The organism is Acidovorax sp. BoFeN1 (genome assembly GCF_003345135.1).
GTDB lineage: Bacteria > Pseudomonadota > Gammaproteobacteria > Burkholderiales > Burkholderiaceae_C > Acidovorax > Acidovorax defluvii.
The window spans coordinates 13,522-28,106 of sequence record NZ_QOZT01000020.1 but is presented as its reverse complement, the minus strand read 5'-3'; the positions used below and the strand labels follow the sequence as shown (position 1 = coordinate 28,106).

Genomic DNA, 14,585 nt, shown 5'->3' with positions numbered 1-14,585 from the left:
GGAGGGATGGGCTGATCAAACTGCAAGCGGCGCAAGGGCGCAGGGATAGGCCGCGCAGCAGCGGGAGCAAGGCGCTGGTCACAGCGCATTCCGCTTCGCCACGTCAGTTTGCCGCAAGCCCGTTATGAATAATTATGAATTCAAAACCTGCTGTCCTGGCAGGGCGAGAGAGATGCCGAGGAGACACCCACAATGACCGCACACAGCACCTACGCCGACTTCTACCGCCAGTCCATCGACCACCGCGACGCCTTCTGGAGTGAGCAGGCGAAGCTGATCGACTGGAAGACGCCGCCCCAGCAGGTGTGCGACTACAGCAACCCGCCGTTTGCCAAATGGTTTGTGGGCGGCACCACCAACCTGTGCCACAACGCGGTAGACCGGCATCTGGCCACGCGCGCCAGCCAGGCGGCGCTGGTGGCCATCTCCACCGAAACCAACACCGAGCGCAGCTACAGCTTTGCCGAACTGCATGCCGAGGTGCAGCGCATGGCCGCCAGCCTGATTGCGCTGGGCGTCAAAAAGGGCGACCGCGTCCTGATCTACATGCCCATGATCGCCGAGGCGGCCTTTGCCATGCTGGCCTGCGTGCGCATTGGCGCGCTGCACTCGGTGGTGTTTGGCGGCTTTGCCTCAGGCTCGCTGGCCTCGCGCATCGAAGACGCCGAGCCGGTGGCCATTGTCAGTGCCGACGCAGGTTCGCGCGGCGCCAAGGCCGTGCCCTACAAGCCGCTGCTCGACGAGGCCATTCGCCTGTCGCGCCACAAACCTGCCGCCGTGCTGCTGGTGGATCGGGGCCTGGTGCCCATGGACCTGGTGGCCGGGCGCGACCACCTCTGGGCCAGCTTGCGCGAGCAGCACCTGAACGCCACCGTGCCCTGCGAGTGGGTGGAATCCACGCACCCCAGCTACACGCTTTACACCAGCGGCACCACCGGCAAGCCCAAGGGCGTGCAGCGCGACACCGGTGGCTACACCGTGGCGTTGGCGGCCAGCATGAAGCACATCTTTGATGCCAAAGCCGGACAGACCTACTTTGCCACCAGCGACATTGGCTGGGTGGTGGGGCACAGCTACATCATTTATGGCCCGCTGATCGCCGGCATGACCACCATCATGTACGAGGGCCTGCCCACCCGGCCCGACGCGGGCGTGTGGTGGAGCATTGTCGAAAAATACAAGGTCACGCACATGTTCTCGGCCCCTACGGCGGTGCGCGTGCTCAAGAAACACGACGCTTCGTGGCTGAAGAAATACGACGTTTCCACCCTCAAGGCCCTGTGGCTGGCGGGCGAGCCGCTCGACGAACCCACGGCACAGTGGATCAGCGATGCGCTCTCGGTGCCCATCATCGACAACTATTGGCAGACCGAAACCGGCTGGCCCATCCTGACGCTGGCCAACGGCGTGGAGCAGCAGACCACGCGCTTTGGCAGCCCCGGCAAGGCCATGTATGGCTACCACGTCAAACTGATCGACGAAAGCAATGGCGAAGAGCTGACCCAGCCCAACCAGAAGGGCGTGGTCGCCATCGAAGGCCCGCTGCCCCCCGGCTGCATGCAGACGGTGTGGCGCGACGACGAGCGGTTTGTGAACACCTACTGGAAAAGCATTCCGGGCCGCATGATCTACAGCACCTTCGACTGGGGCATCCGCGACGCCGACGGCTACCACTTCATCCTGGGCCGCACCGACGACGTGATCAACGTGGCCGGGCACCGCCTGGGCACGCGCGAGATCGAGGAATCCATCTCTTCGCACCCCAACATTGCCGAGGTGGCCGTGGTGGGCGTGGCCGACAGCCTCAAGGGCCAGGTGGCCATGGCATTTGCCGTGCCACGCGATGCTTCGGGCCTTACTGACGACGCCGCGCGCCTCAAGCTCGAAGGCGAGGTGATGAAGCAGGTGGACAGCCAGCTCGGCGCCGTGGCCCGCCCCTCGCGCGTGTACTTTGTGACGGTGCTGCCCAAGACGCGCAGCGGCAAGCTGCTGCGACGCGCCCTGCAGGCCGTGGCCGAGCGCCGCGACCCGGGCGATCTCACCACGATGGACGACCCGGCCGCGCTGCAGCAGGTCAAGGACCTGGTGGGCAACTGATGGCCTGATGGCCTGATAGCAAGGTTGCCGGGCCACCCCCGGGCTGGCCATGGCCTGGGTTTTGTCAAAAACAATAGCTGTAAGCGCTTGCTGGGTAAGCGTTGCAGCTGTTTTTATATCGAATATTCCTCTGTGTACCGCTGTTGCCACTGTGGGGGCGGCTGCCAGCGGCGGGCCCAGTCGATGAAAGCATCGATGGGCATCGGGCGCGCTATGCAGTAACCCTGGCCATTGGCGCAACCGAGCTGCAGCAGCAGCAGCCCCTGTTCAATGGTTTCCACGCCCTCGGCAATCACCTGGTAGGCAAACGACCGGGCCAGCCCGATCACCCCCTGCACAATGGCCCGGTCGCCCGTGTCGTCCAGCATGCCCTGCACGAAGCTCTGGTCGATCTTGAGTGTGTCCATGGGCAGGCGGCGCAGGTAGGTCAGTGATGAGTAGCCGGTGCCAAAATCGTCCAGCGCAACCGACAGGCCCAGAGCGCGCAGCCCGGCCAGGGTGTCGGCCACGGCGGCCAGGTCGTACAGCGCCGCGCTTTCGGTAATTTCGAGCTCGACCCGGCTGGGCGCTACCCCGGGGTAGCGGGCCAGGCATTGCACGATCCACGCCCCGAAGCCGGGGTGCTGCAGGTGCCGGGCCGAGATGTTGATGCTCACGGGCATGTGCAGGCCCGCCTCCTGAAGGCGTTCAAGCTGGGCCAGCGCCGCTTCGACCACCCACTGGCCAAAAACGATTTCGAGGGCGGTTCCGTCCAGCAGCGGCAAAAAGGCGCCTGGGGGCAGCAGGCCGCGTTCGGGGTGCTGCCAGCGTGCCAGGGCCTCCGCGCCCACCACCTGTCCGGTCTGCATGACCACCTTGGGCTGCAGAAACAGCACGAACTGCGCCTGCGTGAGCGCTTCGCTCAGGAGCAGGCCCTGCTCATGGTGTTCGCGCTGGGCGCGCTCCTGCGCTGCGTCGAACTGGTGAAACCGGTTGCGACCCGCCTGTTTGGCGGCATACATGGCCTGGTCGGCGTGGCGCAGCAGGGTGTCGGCGTCCGCGTCGTCACAGGGGAACACCGTGTAGCCAATGCTGGCCGTTACCGCCACGCGCTCGGTGTCCAGGGTGTAGGGCGAAGAAATGCTTTCCATCACGCGCCCCAGCAGTCGTTCGCCATCCGTTTGCGAGTTCAGGCCCGGCATGAGGATTACGAATTCGTCGCCGCCCAGGCGGGCCACGCAGTCTTGCGGGCGCAGCGCGCGCGAAAGCCGTCCCGCCACCACCACCAGCAGCCGGTCGCCTGCGCCGTGGCCCAGGCGGTCGTTGATCGGCTTGAAGCCGTCGAGGTCCAGGTAGGCCACGCCCAGCTGGGTGCCTCGGGCGCGGGCCTGGCTCATGCCATCTTGCAGCCGTTGTGCCAGTAGCACCCGATTGGGCAGGCCCGTCAGCGCATCGTAGTGGGCCAGCTTTTGCAACAGCTCCTGCTGCTCCCGCTGCGGTGTGACGTCAATGGCGACGCCCAGCATCCGCGTGGGCTGCCCTGTGCCGCCCGGCCCGATGATCTTGCCCAGATTGCGGATCCAGCGGGCGCCCCCCTGGGGCAGCATCACTTTCCAGGTGACATCGAACGGGGTGGCCGGATGCTCCATGTGCCGGGCCACTTCGGCCGAAATGCCGGCCAGCGCGTCGGCTGCCACGCCCGTCGTCCAGTGCGCCGCAGACGTGGTGGCATCGCTGGTGGCTGCGCCACGCAGTTCACCCCAGCGCGCATCGCCACGGACCATGCCGGTCTGCAGATCCCAATCCCACAGTCCCAGCGCGGCGGCGGAGATGGTGAGCGACAGCAGCGCCTCGCGTTCGCGCACCTGCTCTTCGCTGCGCTTGCGATCGGTGATGTCCTGCAGGGCGAAGAGCCAGCACGCTTCGCCATCGAATTCCGTGGCGCGCATCGACTGCAGCGCTGTGCGCTGCTCGCCGCTGCGCGTGATGATCTTGACTTCGTAGGCGTCGAGCTGGCCGGTCTGGCGGGCCACGTCAATCAACCGGGCACGGTCCTGCGCCTGAAAAATGCCCAGTTTGGTGGCCGAGCTGCCCACCGCTTCCTCGCGCGTGAAGCCGAGCACCTGCACCCAGGCGGGGTTGACTTCCACATAGGCACCGTCGCTTTGTCGCGTCATGCCCATGGGGTAGGGCATCAGGTGGAAGATGCGCGAGAACCGGTCTTCCGACTGGCGCAACCGCTGCTCCGCGCGCTTGGCTTCGTCAATGTCCTGCAGCACGCCGCGCATCCCCGTGACTTGGCCGTCCTGCAGCACCGGTTCGCCGCGTGCGCGCACCCAGATCACGCGTCCGTCGGCGCGTACCACTTCGTGTTCCAGGTCCCATTCGCACTGGTGATGAAGGCATGCGCGCAATTTGGTGCGCACGGCCTCCTTCCAGGCGGGTGCCACGAAACACTCGACGTAGTCGTTGGGGGGCGGGGAGCCTGAGGGCAGGCTGTGGATGTCTGCGCAGATATCCGACCAATACACCATGCCTGCTTCGCGCGTGCTTTCCCATGCCCCCAGGCGTGCCATGCGGCCCGCCTGCTGCAGCAGGTTGTTGAGCGCCCGCAACTCGTCGCTGGCACGCTGCGCCTCGGTCATGTCGTGAAAGACGAACAGGAAACAGTCTTCGCCCTCCACCACAACGGGGCGCGCCGACATCAGTCCGGGCACACGCACACCGTCACGATGCGCCACCATGGGCAGGCGGTCCACCTTGCCTTCGCGCCGGTAGGTTTCCATCATGCGTGTGCGCTCCTGGTCCGAGGCCCAGATATTGAGCTCTCTGGAGGTGCGCCCCAGCACGTCCTCGCGTTCAGCACCCAGCAGTGCACAAAAGGCGGGGTTTACGTCGATGTAGCACCCGTCCGAAATCCGCGAAATGCCCGCAGCGTCGGGCAGTGTCTGGTAGATGGTGGTGTATTTGGCTTCCGCGGCGTGCAGCGCGTCCTGCGCCTCGTGCTGGGCCGTGACATCCACGTCCATGCCCATCAGGGTCAGCGGGCGGCCTGCGGCATCGCGCCGGCCCACCAGTCCGCGTGAGATCACCCAGCGCCATCGGCCCGCCGTGTCCAGAATGCGGAACTCGGCTTCGTAGGTGTCGAGCTGCCCGCGCATGGCGCGCTCGAGCTTGTCGGCAAGGCGGGCGGCATCGGCCGGGTGTTTGCGAGTGTGCCAGCGCTCCCAGGTGTCGTCGCCGGCACCGGCCTCCACGCCAAAGGCCTCATAGAAGCGGCCGTAACAGGCGAATTTCTGGCGTGCAATGTCCCATTCCCAGCGCCCGCCGCCCAGCGAATCGAGCGCCAGGCGCATCTGCTGGTCGCGCTGGCGCAAATGGTGGTTGGCCAGCTGTGAGGCTGCGAGGCATTTTCTGAGGGCCGGCACGACATCCATGCAGGGAGTTTAGGCCTGTTTGGCAGCCTGTGAGGGCTTGCGCGTCGTACTGATAAGTCCCGTTGACAACATGGTGCCGCACACAATGATCAGCCCGCAGCCAATCATCCAGGGCGTGATGGCCTCGTGCAGAAACACCGCGCCATACAGCAAGGCAAACACCGGCGCCAGAAACGTCACCGCCAGCGCGCGGCTGGGGCCGGCGTGGGCAATGAGGCGAAAGTAGAGGATGTAGGCAATGCCCGTGCAGAGGATCGCGATGGCAATGATGGCCCCCCAGGTGCGCGGCCCCGGCATGGCCGCGGGCCAGAACCACAGCATGGGGAAGAACAGCCCCAGCGCCGCCCCGAGCTGGCTGCCCGTGGCTGCGGCCAGCGGCGGCACCCCGGCCAGGTAGCGCCGGGCAAAGCTGGCGGCGACGGCATAGCAGGTGGTGGCCCCCAGGCAGGCGGCAATGGCCCAGGGCGCGTCATCCGATTGAATGCCCGCGCCCCCCGGTGCACGCCAGGCCAACAGCGCCACGCCGACGAAACCTAGCCCCAAGCCCAGCCAGCGCAGGCGGTTGATGCGGTCGCCCAGCCACACCCAGGCTACCAGGGCGCCGAACAGCGGCACCGTGGCATTGAGGATGGAAGCCAGACCCGTGGTGATGTGCAAAACCGCCCACGAATACAGGGCGAACGGGATGGCCGAGTTCACCACGCCCGACAGCAGCGCCGGTTTCCAGTGCTTGCGCAGCGCCGGCCACTGCCCCTGTTGCAGCAGGATGGGCCACAGGAACAGTGTGGCCAGCGCAACCCGCAGCCCCGCCGTAGGCAGCGGCCCGAACTCTGAGGCCCCCAGCCGCATGAACAGAAACGATGCGCCCCACAGGGCCGCCAGCAGCACAAACTCGCCCAGCCATGCCGACACGGGCTTGGTCGCCGGGGCGTTCATGCGGGCACCTGCGCCGGGCGCAGCGCTGCCCCTTCCAGTTGCAGCAGCGCGCTTTTGCGCTCCAGACCGCCGGCGTAGCCCGTCAGCGAACCATCCTTGCCCAGCACCCGATGGCATGGCACCACCACGCTGACCGGGTTGCGTCCCACGGCGGCCCCCACGGCGCGCACCGCGGCCGGGCGGCCCAGTTGCTGGCTGAGCGCGCCGTAGCTGGTGGTGTGGCCACACCCGATGGACAGCAGCGCGCGCCACACGTCCTGCTGAAACGGCGTGCCGCCCGCCAGATCCAGCGGCAGCTCGAACCCGGTGCGCTCGCCACGCAGGTACTGGTGCAGTTGCTCGATGGCGGCCACCAGCACCGGATGGTGCAGGTCTTGCGGCCAGGCGTGGGGCCCGTAGAGTTGCGCGGGCTGGTGGCGCTGGCCGTCAAACCACAGGCCGACCAGGCCCTGGGGAGATGCTGCCAGCCGCACAGTGCCCAGGCGGGTAGAGGTGCTCGTCTGCACGGTGGAGGGGTGGTATTGCATGGTCAACCAATATTGAATGAAATTGACTTGTAGCGCTTATGGGATAAGCGCAAACAGCTATTATTTTGATATTAATTCCAGCGCTGTCGCACTGGGGTTGCTCGCGATGCTGCCCGCCGCCCATGCGCGCACCACGGCATAACTGCGCCAGGGTTGCCAGGCCAGCGAGGCCAGGGTGGCCGCGCGTGCCGGGTTTTTGTGCGCCTGCACGTCCAGGGATTTTTGCAGCGCCACGTCGCCCGCCGGAAACGCATCGGGCCAGCGCAGCACGCGCATGGCGATGTACTGCGCCGTCCAGTCGCCAATGCCGGGCAGCGCGCACAGCGCCGCCGTGGTGGCGACCACGTCTGCGCCACCTTGCAACTGCAACTGGCCGCCGTCCACCGCCCGCGCCAGCGCCACGATGGCCGCCTGGCGCTGGCGCACGATGCCCAGCTGCCCCAGGGCTTCGCCGGGCGTCTGCGCCAGCACGGCCGGGGAGGGGAAAAGCCGTGTAAGTTCAGGCCAGGGCGTGGCGATGGGCTCGCCAAAACGCTCTACCAGCCGCTGCCCCAGCGTGCGTGCGGCCGCCACGGTGATCTGCTGCCCCAGCACGGCACGCACGGCCAGCTCAAAACCATCAAAAGCGCCGGGCACGCGCAGGCCATCGCCCTCGGGAAAACTGGCGTGCAGCACGGCATTGATGGCCGCAGGGTCGGCGTCCAGGTCGAGCATGGCGCGCACGCGGCGCATCACCAGTGGCAGCACGGGGTACAGGCTGTCGCTGGTCTGCACCAGCACCTGGTGGCGGTCGGGGTCAAAGTGGGCATTCAGCCAGCCGCAATGCTCTTGCGGCCCGCCAGCACCCCGAGTTTGCAGGCGCACCGTGCGGCGCAGCGCCGGGGTGGCCGCGTCGCCCGCCCACTCCACCCCGTGAAACTGGCGGCGGGCAAAAAAGGCCAGCAAGGCCGGCACATCCAGCGGTGGCCGATAAGCCAGCCGCAGCGTGGCCGCCTGCACGCCCGCGGCCCGGGTGCCGCCCCGGCGCAGCGCGGTCGGGTTGAGCCCATAGTGCTGCGCAAACGCAGCATTGAAACGGCGCACGCTCGCAAAACCACTGGCCAAGGCCACCTGCGTGACGGGCATGGGCGTGTCGGTCAGCAACTGCTTGGCGGTCAGCAGCCGCCGCGTCTGCAGGTATTGCAGTGGCGACACCCCCAATGCCGCCTCGAAAATGCGGCGCAGGTGCCGGTCGCTCACGCCAAGGCGAGCGGCCAGCAGGGCCACGGTGGCATTGCGGCCTTCGCTGGGGGCCTGGCTTGCATCCCAGGCCTCGGGGGCATCCAGCAGCTGCACGGCCTGCCGCACCAGAATGCCGCTGGCGTCCTGCACCGACCACGCCAGTGCCTGCGGCGCCAGCTCGGGTCGGCAGCGCAGACAGGGCCGAAAGCCTGCGCCCTCGGCCTGCGCGGCCAGCGTGAAGAACCGGCAGTTTTCGCGCCGGGGTGTGCGCACGGCACACACCGGGCGGCAGTAAATGCCGGTGGAGGTGACGCCAGTGAAAAACCGCCCGTCAAAGCGCGCATCCCGGGCCTGCAGGGCACGGTAGCAGCCATCGTCAGCCGACGGGTCGACTGCCGTGTCGGCTGGCGAGGCGGGGCGCGGGGCGGGCGTTGTCATGGGCTCGATGATAGGCCGCCGGTGCGGCCGGGCTGGCCGTTTTCGGACCTGTGCCTGCGCTCCCCGGGCTTGGGTGGGGTACTGCGCGGGGCGCCCCTACAATGCAGCGGACATTCGACCCCCCTCGCAGCGAAAGACCTTTCCGTGCAACCTACACCCGCCATCTTCAAGGCCTACGACATCCGCGGCATCGTGCCTTCCACCCTGAACGAAGAAGTGGCCCTGGGCCTGGGCCGGGCCTTTGGCACCGCCGCCCGCGCCGAAGGCCAGACCACGGTGGCCGTGGGGCGCGATGGCCGGCTCTCCGGCCCCGCTATCAGCAGCGCGCTGGTGCAAGGCCTGATCGAAGCGGGCATCGAAGTGATCGACGTGGGCCTGGTCACCACGCCCCTGCTGTATTTCGCGGCCAGCACGCTGTGCACCAGCGGCATCCAGGTCACCGGCAGCCACAACCCGCGCGACTACAACGGTTTCAAGATGGTGCTGAACGGCCGCGCCATCTATGGCGATGAAATCCAGGCGCTGCGCCGCACCATGGAGGCCGAGACCTGGCAACTGCTGCCCGGCGGCAGCGTGCGCACGGTGGATGTGCTGCCTGCCTATGCGCAGCGCATCACCGGCGACGTGAAGCTGGCCCGCCCGATGAAGATCGTGGTTGATTGCGGCAACGGTATTGCCGGCGCGTCGGCCCCGGCCATCTTTCGCGCGCTGGGCTGCGAGGTGATTGAGCTGTTTTCCGAGGTGGATGGCAACTTTCCCAACCACCACCCTGATCCGAGCAAGCCCGAAAACCTGCTCGACCTGATTGCTGCCTTGCAGGCCAGCGATGCCGAGCTGGGCCTGGCCTTTGATGGCGACGGCGACCGCCTGGGCATCGTCACCAAGGACGGCACCAACATCTTCCCCGACCGCCAGATGATGCTGTTTGCACAAGACGTGCTCAGCCGCGTGCCGGGCGGGCATATTTTGTTCGACGTGAAATGCACCCAGCGCCTGGCGCCCGCCATTGCCGCAGCGGGCGGCGTGCCGGTGATGTACAAAACGGGGCACTCTCTGATCAAGGCGCGCATGAAAGAGCTCAACTCGCCCCTGGGCGGCGAGATGAGCGGTCACATCTTCTTCAAGGAGCGCTGGTTCGGTTTTGACGACGGCACCTATGCGGGCTGCCGCCTGCTCGAGATTCTGAGCCGCAGCGCCGACCCGAGCGCCGTGCTCAATGCGTTGCCCACCAGCTTCAGCACCCCTGAGCTCAATGTGGCCTGCGCCGAGGGCGAGCCGCACCGCCTCACGACCGAGCTGCAGGCCCTGGCGGCAGGCACCTTTGCAGCACCGGCGCAGATCAACACCATTGATGGCTTGCGGGTGGACTGGCCCGATGGTTTTGGCCTGATCCGCGCCAGCAACACCACGCCCGTGCTGGTGCTGCGTTTTGAAGGCCACACGCCCGAGGCGCTGGCCCGCATCGAAGCGGCCATGCTGGCCCTGTTGCACCGCGTCAAACCCGACGCCCAGGTGGGCAGCGCGGCGCACTGAAGTGAAACAACCGCCTGAGTCGCTTCGCGCCTTCCCCCCGCTCTTGCAGCGCTGTGCGCTGCGGGCAGGGGGACGCAGCCAGCGCCTACGCGTTGTGATGGCGGCCCTTGCGCGGCTGCCCGCGCATGGGCCGCGTCAGTTTCATCGGTCACGGGTGGCATGTGGAATCCGGTATCCCTGAGATGTCCCTCGCCCGCGCCCTCTATTCCGTCCTGACCTGGGCTGCCCAACCGTTGCTGCTGCGCAAGCTGCGGCGCCGCGCCGTGGCTGAGCCCGGCTATGGCCGCGCGGTGGGCGAGCGGTTTGGCCGCTATGCACGGCCCATCGACAGCCTGATGCCCCAGAGCAGCACCGACCCGCTGCACAGCTTTGTCTGGATCCACGCCGTATCGCTGGGCGAAACCCGGGCCGCCGCCATTTTGCTGGCCGAGTTGCGCCAGCAGCTGCCTGGCATGCGGCTGCTGCTCACCCACGGCACCGCCACCGGCCGCGCCGAGGGCGAAAAGCTGCTTTTGCCGGGCGATGTGCAGGTGTGGCAGCCCTGGGACACGCGGGGGGCGGTGCGCCGCTTTTTGCGCCAGTTCCGGCCGGCCATCGGCATCCTGATGGAAACCGAGGTCTGGCCCAACCTCGTGGCGGGTTGCCAGCAGCGCGGCATACCCCTGGTGCTGGCCAATGCGCGGTTCAACGCCACATCGCTGCGCAAATCACAGCGCCTGGGCGCATTGGCCCGGCCGGCCTATGGCGGGCTGACGGCCGTCTGGGCACAGACCGATGCCGACGCCGAACGCCTGCAGCGCATGGGCGCGCCGGTGCAGGGTGTATTCGGCAACCTCAAGTTCGACGTGATTCCGGATGCCGCGCAACGGGCGCGGGGGCGAGCATGGCGCGCGCGCAGTGCCCGGCCCGTGGTGATGCTCGCCAGCAGCCGCGAAGGCGAAGAAGCCATGTGGCTGGATGTTTTTAAGCGAAATTGGCACCCAGCCCTTTCGCAGCAAGCGCCTGCAGCTATCAATAGTGAAGCAAACCAGGGCGCCAGTCCGGTGCAGTGGCTGGTGGTGCCGCGCCATCCCCAGCGCTTTGCCGAGGTGCAGCAGCTGCTGCGCAGCGCCGGCCTGACCGTGTCCAGCCGCAGCCAGTGGGCTGATGCGCCCGAGCCGGCCGATGTGTGGCTGGGCGACTCGCTGGGCGAGATGGTGCTGTATTACGGCCTCGCCGATGTGGCCATGCTGGGCGGCAGCTTTGCCCCGCTGGGCGGGCAGAACCTCATCGAGGCCATTGCCTGTGGCTGCCCCGTCGTGCTGGGGCCACACACCTTCAATTTTGCCGAGGCGGCCACGCTGGCCTGCGAACAGGGCGTGGCCCACCGCGTGGCTGACATCGGCCAGGGCGTGCAGCAGGCCTGCGATCTGGCCACAAACGCCCCCCGGCTGGCCGCCGCCCGCGGCCTGACCCAGGACTTCACCCTGCAGCACCGGGGCGCTGCGCGCCTGACGGCCACCGCCATTCGGGCCCTGCTGGGCATTCCTGCCACGCCCTGAACAGGGTTGCGTGGGGGCCGAATGCCCTGCGCCCGGTGTTTTGGGCCATCTTGTACCCTGACAATGTCACCTCGGGCACTCGGCTTTGTGTGGATTGGGCGCGAGCTGTGCCACAGTCACATCCAACCGCCGCCCGATTTTCGATTGCCTCACCGACGCTGCAGCAACACCCATGGACAAACACTACCTCACGCCGCTATTTGCGCCTGCTTCCATTGCCGTTCTGGCGGGCAAGGCAGACGAACCCGAAACGCTGACCTCGTATGCGCGGGCACTGCATCCGGCCCTGAGGGCGCAGCGTTTTGCCGGCAACCTGCAGTTTGTGGACACCCACACCAGCGGTACGCTGGCCGATCTGGCCCAACGAAAGTCAGACCTGGCCATCATCGCGCTGCCCCCTGCCGAAGTGCCCGCCGCGCTGGAAGTGGCGGGGCGCATTGGCTGCCGCGCCGCACTGGTGCTGTCCAGCGGCATGGATGCAGACCAGGCCGCCAATCTCAAGAAAATAGCCCGGCGTGAGGGCCTGTATCTGCTGGGCCCCAATTCACTCGGGTTCCAGCGCCCGCACCTGCAGCTCAATGCGAGCGCGGCCGGCCCCCTGGCCAGCGATGGCCCTCTGGCGCTGGTGTGCCAGTCGGGGGCGCTCACCTCGTCGATCCTGGACTGGGCCAGCAACAACGCCGTGGGGTTTTCGGCCGTGGTGTCGCTCGGGCCCAACACGGACGTGGACATTGCCCAGGTGCTCGATTTTCTGGCCCACGATGCGCGCACGCAAAGCATCGTCGTCTACATGGAAGGCATTTCCAACGCACGCCGTTTCATGAGCGCGCTGCGTTCGGCGGCCAATGCCAAGCCGGTGGTGGTGCTCAAGGCCGGGCGCAAGCCCGCGGGCAACGAGGCCGCCCAGACGCACAGCGGCACCATTGTGGGCAGCGACGATGTGTTTGATGCAGCCCTGCGCCGCGCGGGCGCGGTGCGCGTGCGTTCGTTTGTCGAGCTGTTTTCGGCGGCCAAGTGCCTGGCGTCGCGTTACCGGCCGGTGGGCAAGCGCCTGGCCATCGTCACCAATGGCGGTGGGCCTGGTGTGCTGGCGGCCGACTGGGTCAATGAAATTTTGCTCAACCTGGGCAAGCTGTCGCCCGAATCGGTGCGCGCACTCGCGCCGCAGTTGCCGCCCTTGGCGTCGCTGTCAGACTTGATCGACCTGTCGGAAGACGCTGGCGCGGAGCACTTTCGTCTGGCCATCGAGGCGGCCAGCAAAGACCGTCAGGTGGATGGGGTTCTGGCCATCTATTCGCCCAAGGTGGGTTCGGACTCGTGCGGGGTGGCCACCGCGCTCGCCGAGGTCAAGAAGCACATGAGCAAGCCGCTGCTGGCCTGCTGGATGGGCGATGCCTCGGTGGTGCCAGCGCGCGCCATCCTTCGCGATGCGTCCATCCCGAGCTTTCGCACGCCGGAGGCCGCCGTGGGGGCCTTTGGCAACATCGCCTCGTTCTACCAGAACCAGCAGCTGCTGCAGCAAACACCGCCGCCGCTGTCCACGCTGGCCAAGCCCGACATTGAAGGCGCGCGCCTGGTCATTGAAAGCGTGCTGGCCGAGCGGCGCAAGGTGCTCACCGAGATGGAGTCCAAGACGCTGCTGGCCGCGTTCCACATCCCGGTGACCAAGACCATCCTTGCGCGCAATGCGCACGAGGCCATGATGATCGCCACGCAGATGGGCTTCCCGGTGGCGCTGAAGATCGATTCGCCCGATATCAGCCACAAGTCGGATGTGGGCGGCGTTGCCCTCAACATCCACAGCGGCACTGCCGCCCGCGACGCGTATACCGATATGGTTCAGCGCGTGGCGCGTCTGCAGCCGCAGGCACGCATCAATGGTGTGACCGTGCAGAACATGGCGAGCGCCCGGCGCGGGCGCGAGATCTGCATCGGCCTCGTCACCGACGATCCGTTTGGCCCGGTCATCACCTTTGGTGCGGGCGGCACCATGATCGAGCTGATCGACGACCGCGCCATGGAACTGCCGCCGCTCAACCAGTTTCTGGCGCGCCGGCTGATCGAACGTTCCCGCGTGGCCGAGACACTGGGCGAGTGGCGCGGCGCCAGCGCGGTCGATCGTGACGCGCTGGAGCAGGTGCTGCTGCGCGTGTCGGAAATGGTGTGTGCCTTGCCCCAGCTGCGCGAGATGGACATCAACCCGCTCATCGTGGACGAGCAGGGCGCCGTGGCGGTGGATGCGCGCATTGCCATCGACCAGGCGGCCAACACCTCGGGAGGGCGGGCAGACAACTTCAGCCACCTGGCCATCCTGCCCTATCCCGCGCGCTATGAGCAGCTGTGGCCTATGCGCGGGGGCGGCGAATACCTGGTGCGCCCCATTCATCCCGACGATGCGCAGATGCTGCAGCAGTTGGTGCAGAACCTGTCGCCGGAAAGCCGGTATTTCCGTTTCATTTCGTCCATGGTGGAGCTGCCCGCCTCGATGCTGGCGCGCTTTACGCTGATCGACTACGACCGCGAAATGGCCCTGGTGGCCGTGTTCCGCGAGCGCACGGTGGGTGCTGATGGCGACATCACCGAGACCGAACGCATCGTGGGGGTGTCGCGCTATGTCACCAACCCCGATCAGTCGAGCTGCGAGTTCGCGCTGGTGGTGGCCGACGACTTCAATGGCAAGGGCCTGGGCTCGCGCCTGATGCTGAGCATCATGGATGTGGCGCGCGACAAAGGCCTGGCCGAGATCGACGGCCTTGTGCTGGCCAACAACCCCGGCATGCTCAAGCTGATGCGCAGCCTGGGGTTTGTGGTCAAGCCCTTCCCGGAAGATGCCGATTTCAAGCTGGTGACGCACACGCTGTAGTCCATCACGCGCC

General features: G+C 67.0%; 8 protein-coding genes. 4 read left to right on the top strand and 4 right to left on the bottom strand.

What is annotated here, in order from left to right; genetic code table 11:
* The first annotated feature begins 192 nt into the window (after positions 1-192).
* Positions 193-2,097: a propionate--CoA ligase gene (locus tag DTW89_RS07140; RefSeq protein ID WP_114655433.1), complete on the top strand. Its 1,905-nt coding sequence runs from the start codon at positions 193-195 to the stop codon at positions 2,095-2,097.
* Between the two features lie 113 nt (positions 2,098-2,210).
* Here DTW89_RS07140 and DTW89_RS07135 read toward each other — a convergent pair whose 3' ends face one another.
* Genes DTW89_RS07135 through DTW89_RS07120 form a run of 4 tightly spaced genes read right to left on the bottom strand, consistent with a single transcriptional unit; the run spans position 2,211 to position 8,635 of the window.
* Positions 2,211-5,513 (bottom strand): sensor domain-containing protein, encoded by a 3,303-nt coding sequence (locus DTW89_RS07135; RefSeq protein WP_114655432.1) that lies wholly within the window; start codon positions 5,511-5,513, stop codon positions 2,211-2,213.
* Positions 5,514-5,522: 9 nt separating this feature from the next.
* A complete protein-coding gene (locus tag DTW89_RS07130) occupies positions 5,523-6,449 on the bottom strand; it encodes a DMT family transporter (protein WP_114655431.1) in 927 nt (308 codons plus the stop codon).
* Positions 6,446-6,976, bottom strand: coding sequence for a methylated-DNA--[protein]-cysteine S-methyltransferase (locus DTW89_RS07125; RefSeq protein WP_114655430.1), 531 nt, complete (start codon positions 6,974-6,976; stop codon positions 6,446-6,448). The genes DTW89_RS07130 and DTW89_RS07125 overlap by 4 nt, the downstream gene beginning before the upstream one ends.
* Positions 6,977-7,036: 60 nt before the next feature.
* Entirely contained in the window at positions 7,037-8,635 is a 1,599-nt protein-coding gene (locus DTW89_RS07120) for a DNA-3-methyladenine glycosylase 2 family protein (RefSeq protein WP_114655429.1), read from the bottom strand.
* Positions 8,636-8,779: 144 nt separating this feature from the next.
* Between DTW89_RS07120 and DTW89_RS07115 the strand changes: the two genes are divergently transcribed.
* The 3 genes from DTW89_RS07115 to DTW89_RS07105 all read left to right on the top strand — a co-directional run bounded on the left by DTW89_RS07115 (position 8,780) and on the right by DTW89_RS07105 (position 14,572).
* Positions 8,780-10,168 carry a phosphomannomutase/phosphoglucomutase gene (locus DTW89_RS07115; RefSeq protein WP_024815076.1) on the top strand — a complete coding sequence of 463 codons (1,389 nt, stop codon included), beginning with the start codon at positions 8,780-8,782 and terminating at the stop codon, positions 10,166-10,168.
* A gap of 182 nt (positions 10,169-10,350) precedes the next feature.
* Positions 10,351-11,709, top strand: a complete 1,359-nt coding sequence (locus DTW89_RS07110) for a 3-deoxy-D-manno-octulosonic acid transferase (RefSeq protein WP_114655452.1) — start codon at positions 10,351-10,353, stop codon at positions 11,707-11,709.
* Positions 11,710-11,881: 172 nt separating this feature from the next.
* The gene (locus DTW89_RS07105) at positions 11,882-14,572 is read left to right on the top strand and encodes a bifunctional acetate--CoA ligase family protein/GNAT family N-acetyltransferase (RefSeq protein ID WP_114655428.1); all 2,691 of its coding nucleotides are present in this window, start codon (positions 11,882-11,884) and stop codon (positions 14,570-14,572) included.
* The last annotated feature ends 13 nt before the right edge of the window (positions 14,573-14,585 follow it).

Bases quoted from the DNA above. Each gene is read 5' to 3' on its own strand.
- DTW89_RS07140 (WP_114655433.1), top strand. From the start codon at position 193: ATGACCGCACACAGCACCTACGCCGACTTCTACCGCCAGTCCATCGAC.
- DTW89_RS07135 (WP_114655432.1), bottom strand. From the start codon at position 5,513: ATGGATGTCGTGCCGGCCCTCAGAAAATGCCTCGCAGCCTCACAGCTG.
- DTW89_RS07130 (WP_114655431.1), bottom strand. From the start codon at position 6,449: ATGAACGCCCCGGCGACCAAGCCCGTGTCGGCATGGCTGGGCGAGTTT.
- DTW89_RS07125 (WP_114655430.1), bottom strand. From the start codon at position 6,976: ATGCAATACCACCCCTCCACCGTGCAGACGAGCACCTCTACCCGCCTG.
- DTW89_RS07120 (WP_114655429.1), bottom strand. From the start codon at position 8,635: ATGACAACGCCCGCCCCGCGCCCCGCCTCGCCAGCCGACACGGCAGTC.
- DTW89_RS07110 (WP_114655452.1), top strand. From the start codon at position 10,351: ATGTCCCTCGCCCGCGCCCTCTATTCCGTCCTGACCTGGGCTGCCCAA.
- DTW89_RS07105 (WP_114655428.1), top strand. From the start codon at position 11,882: ATGGACAAACACTACCTCACGCCGCTATTTGCGCCTGCTTCCATTGCC.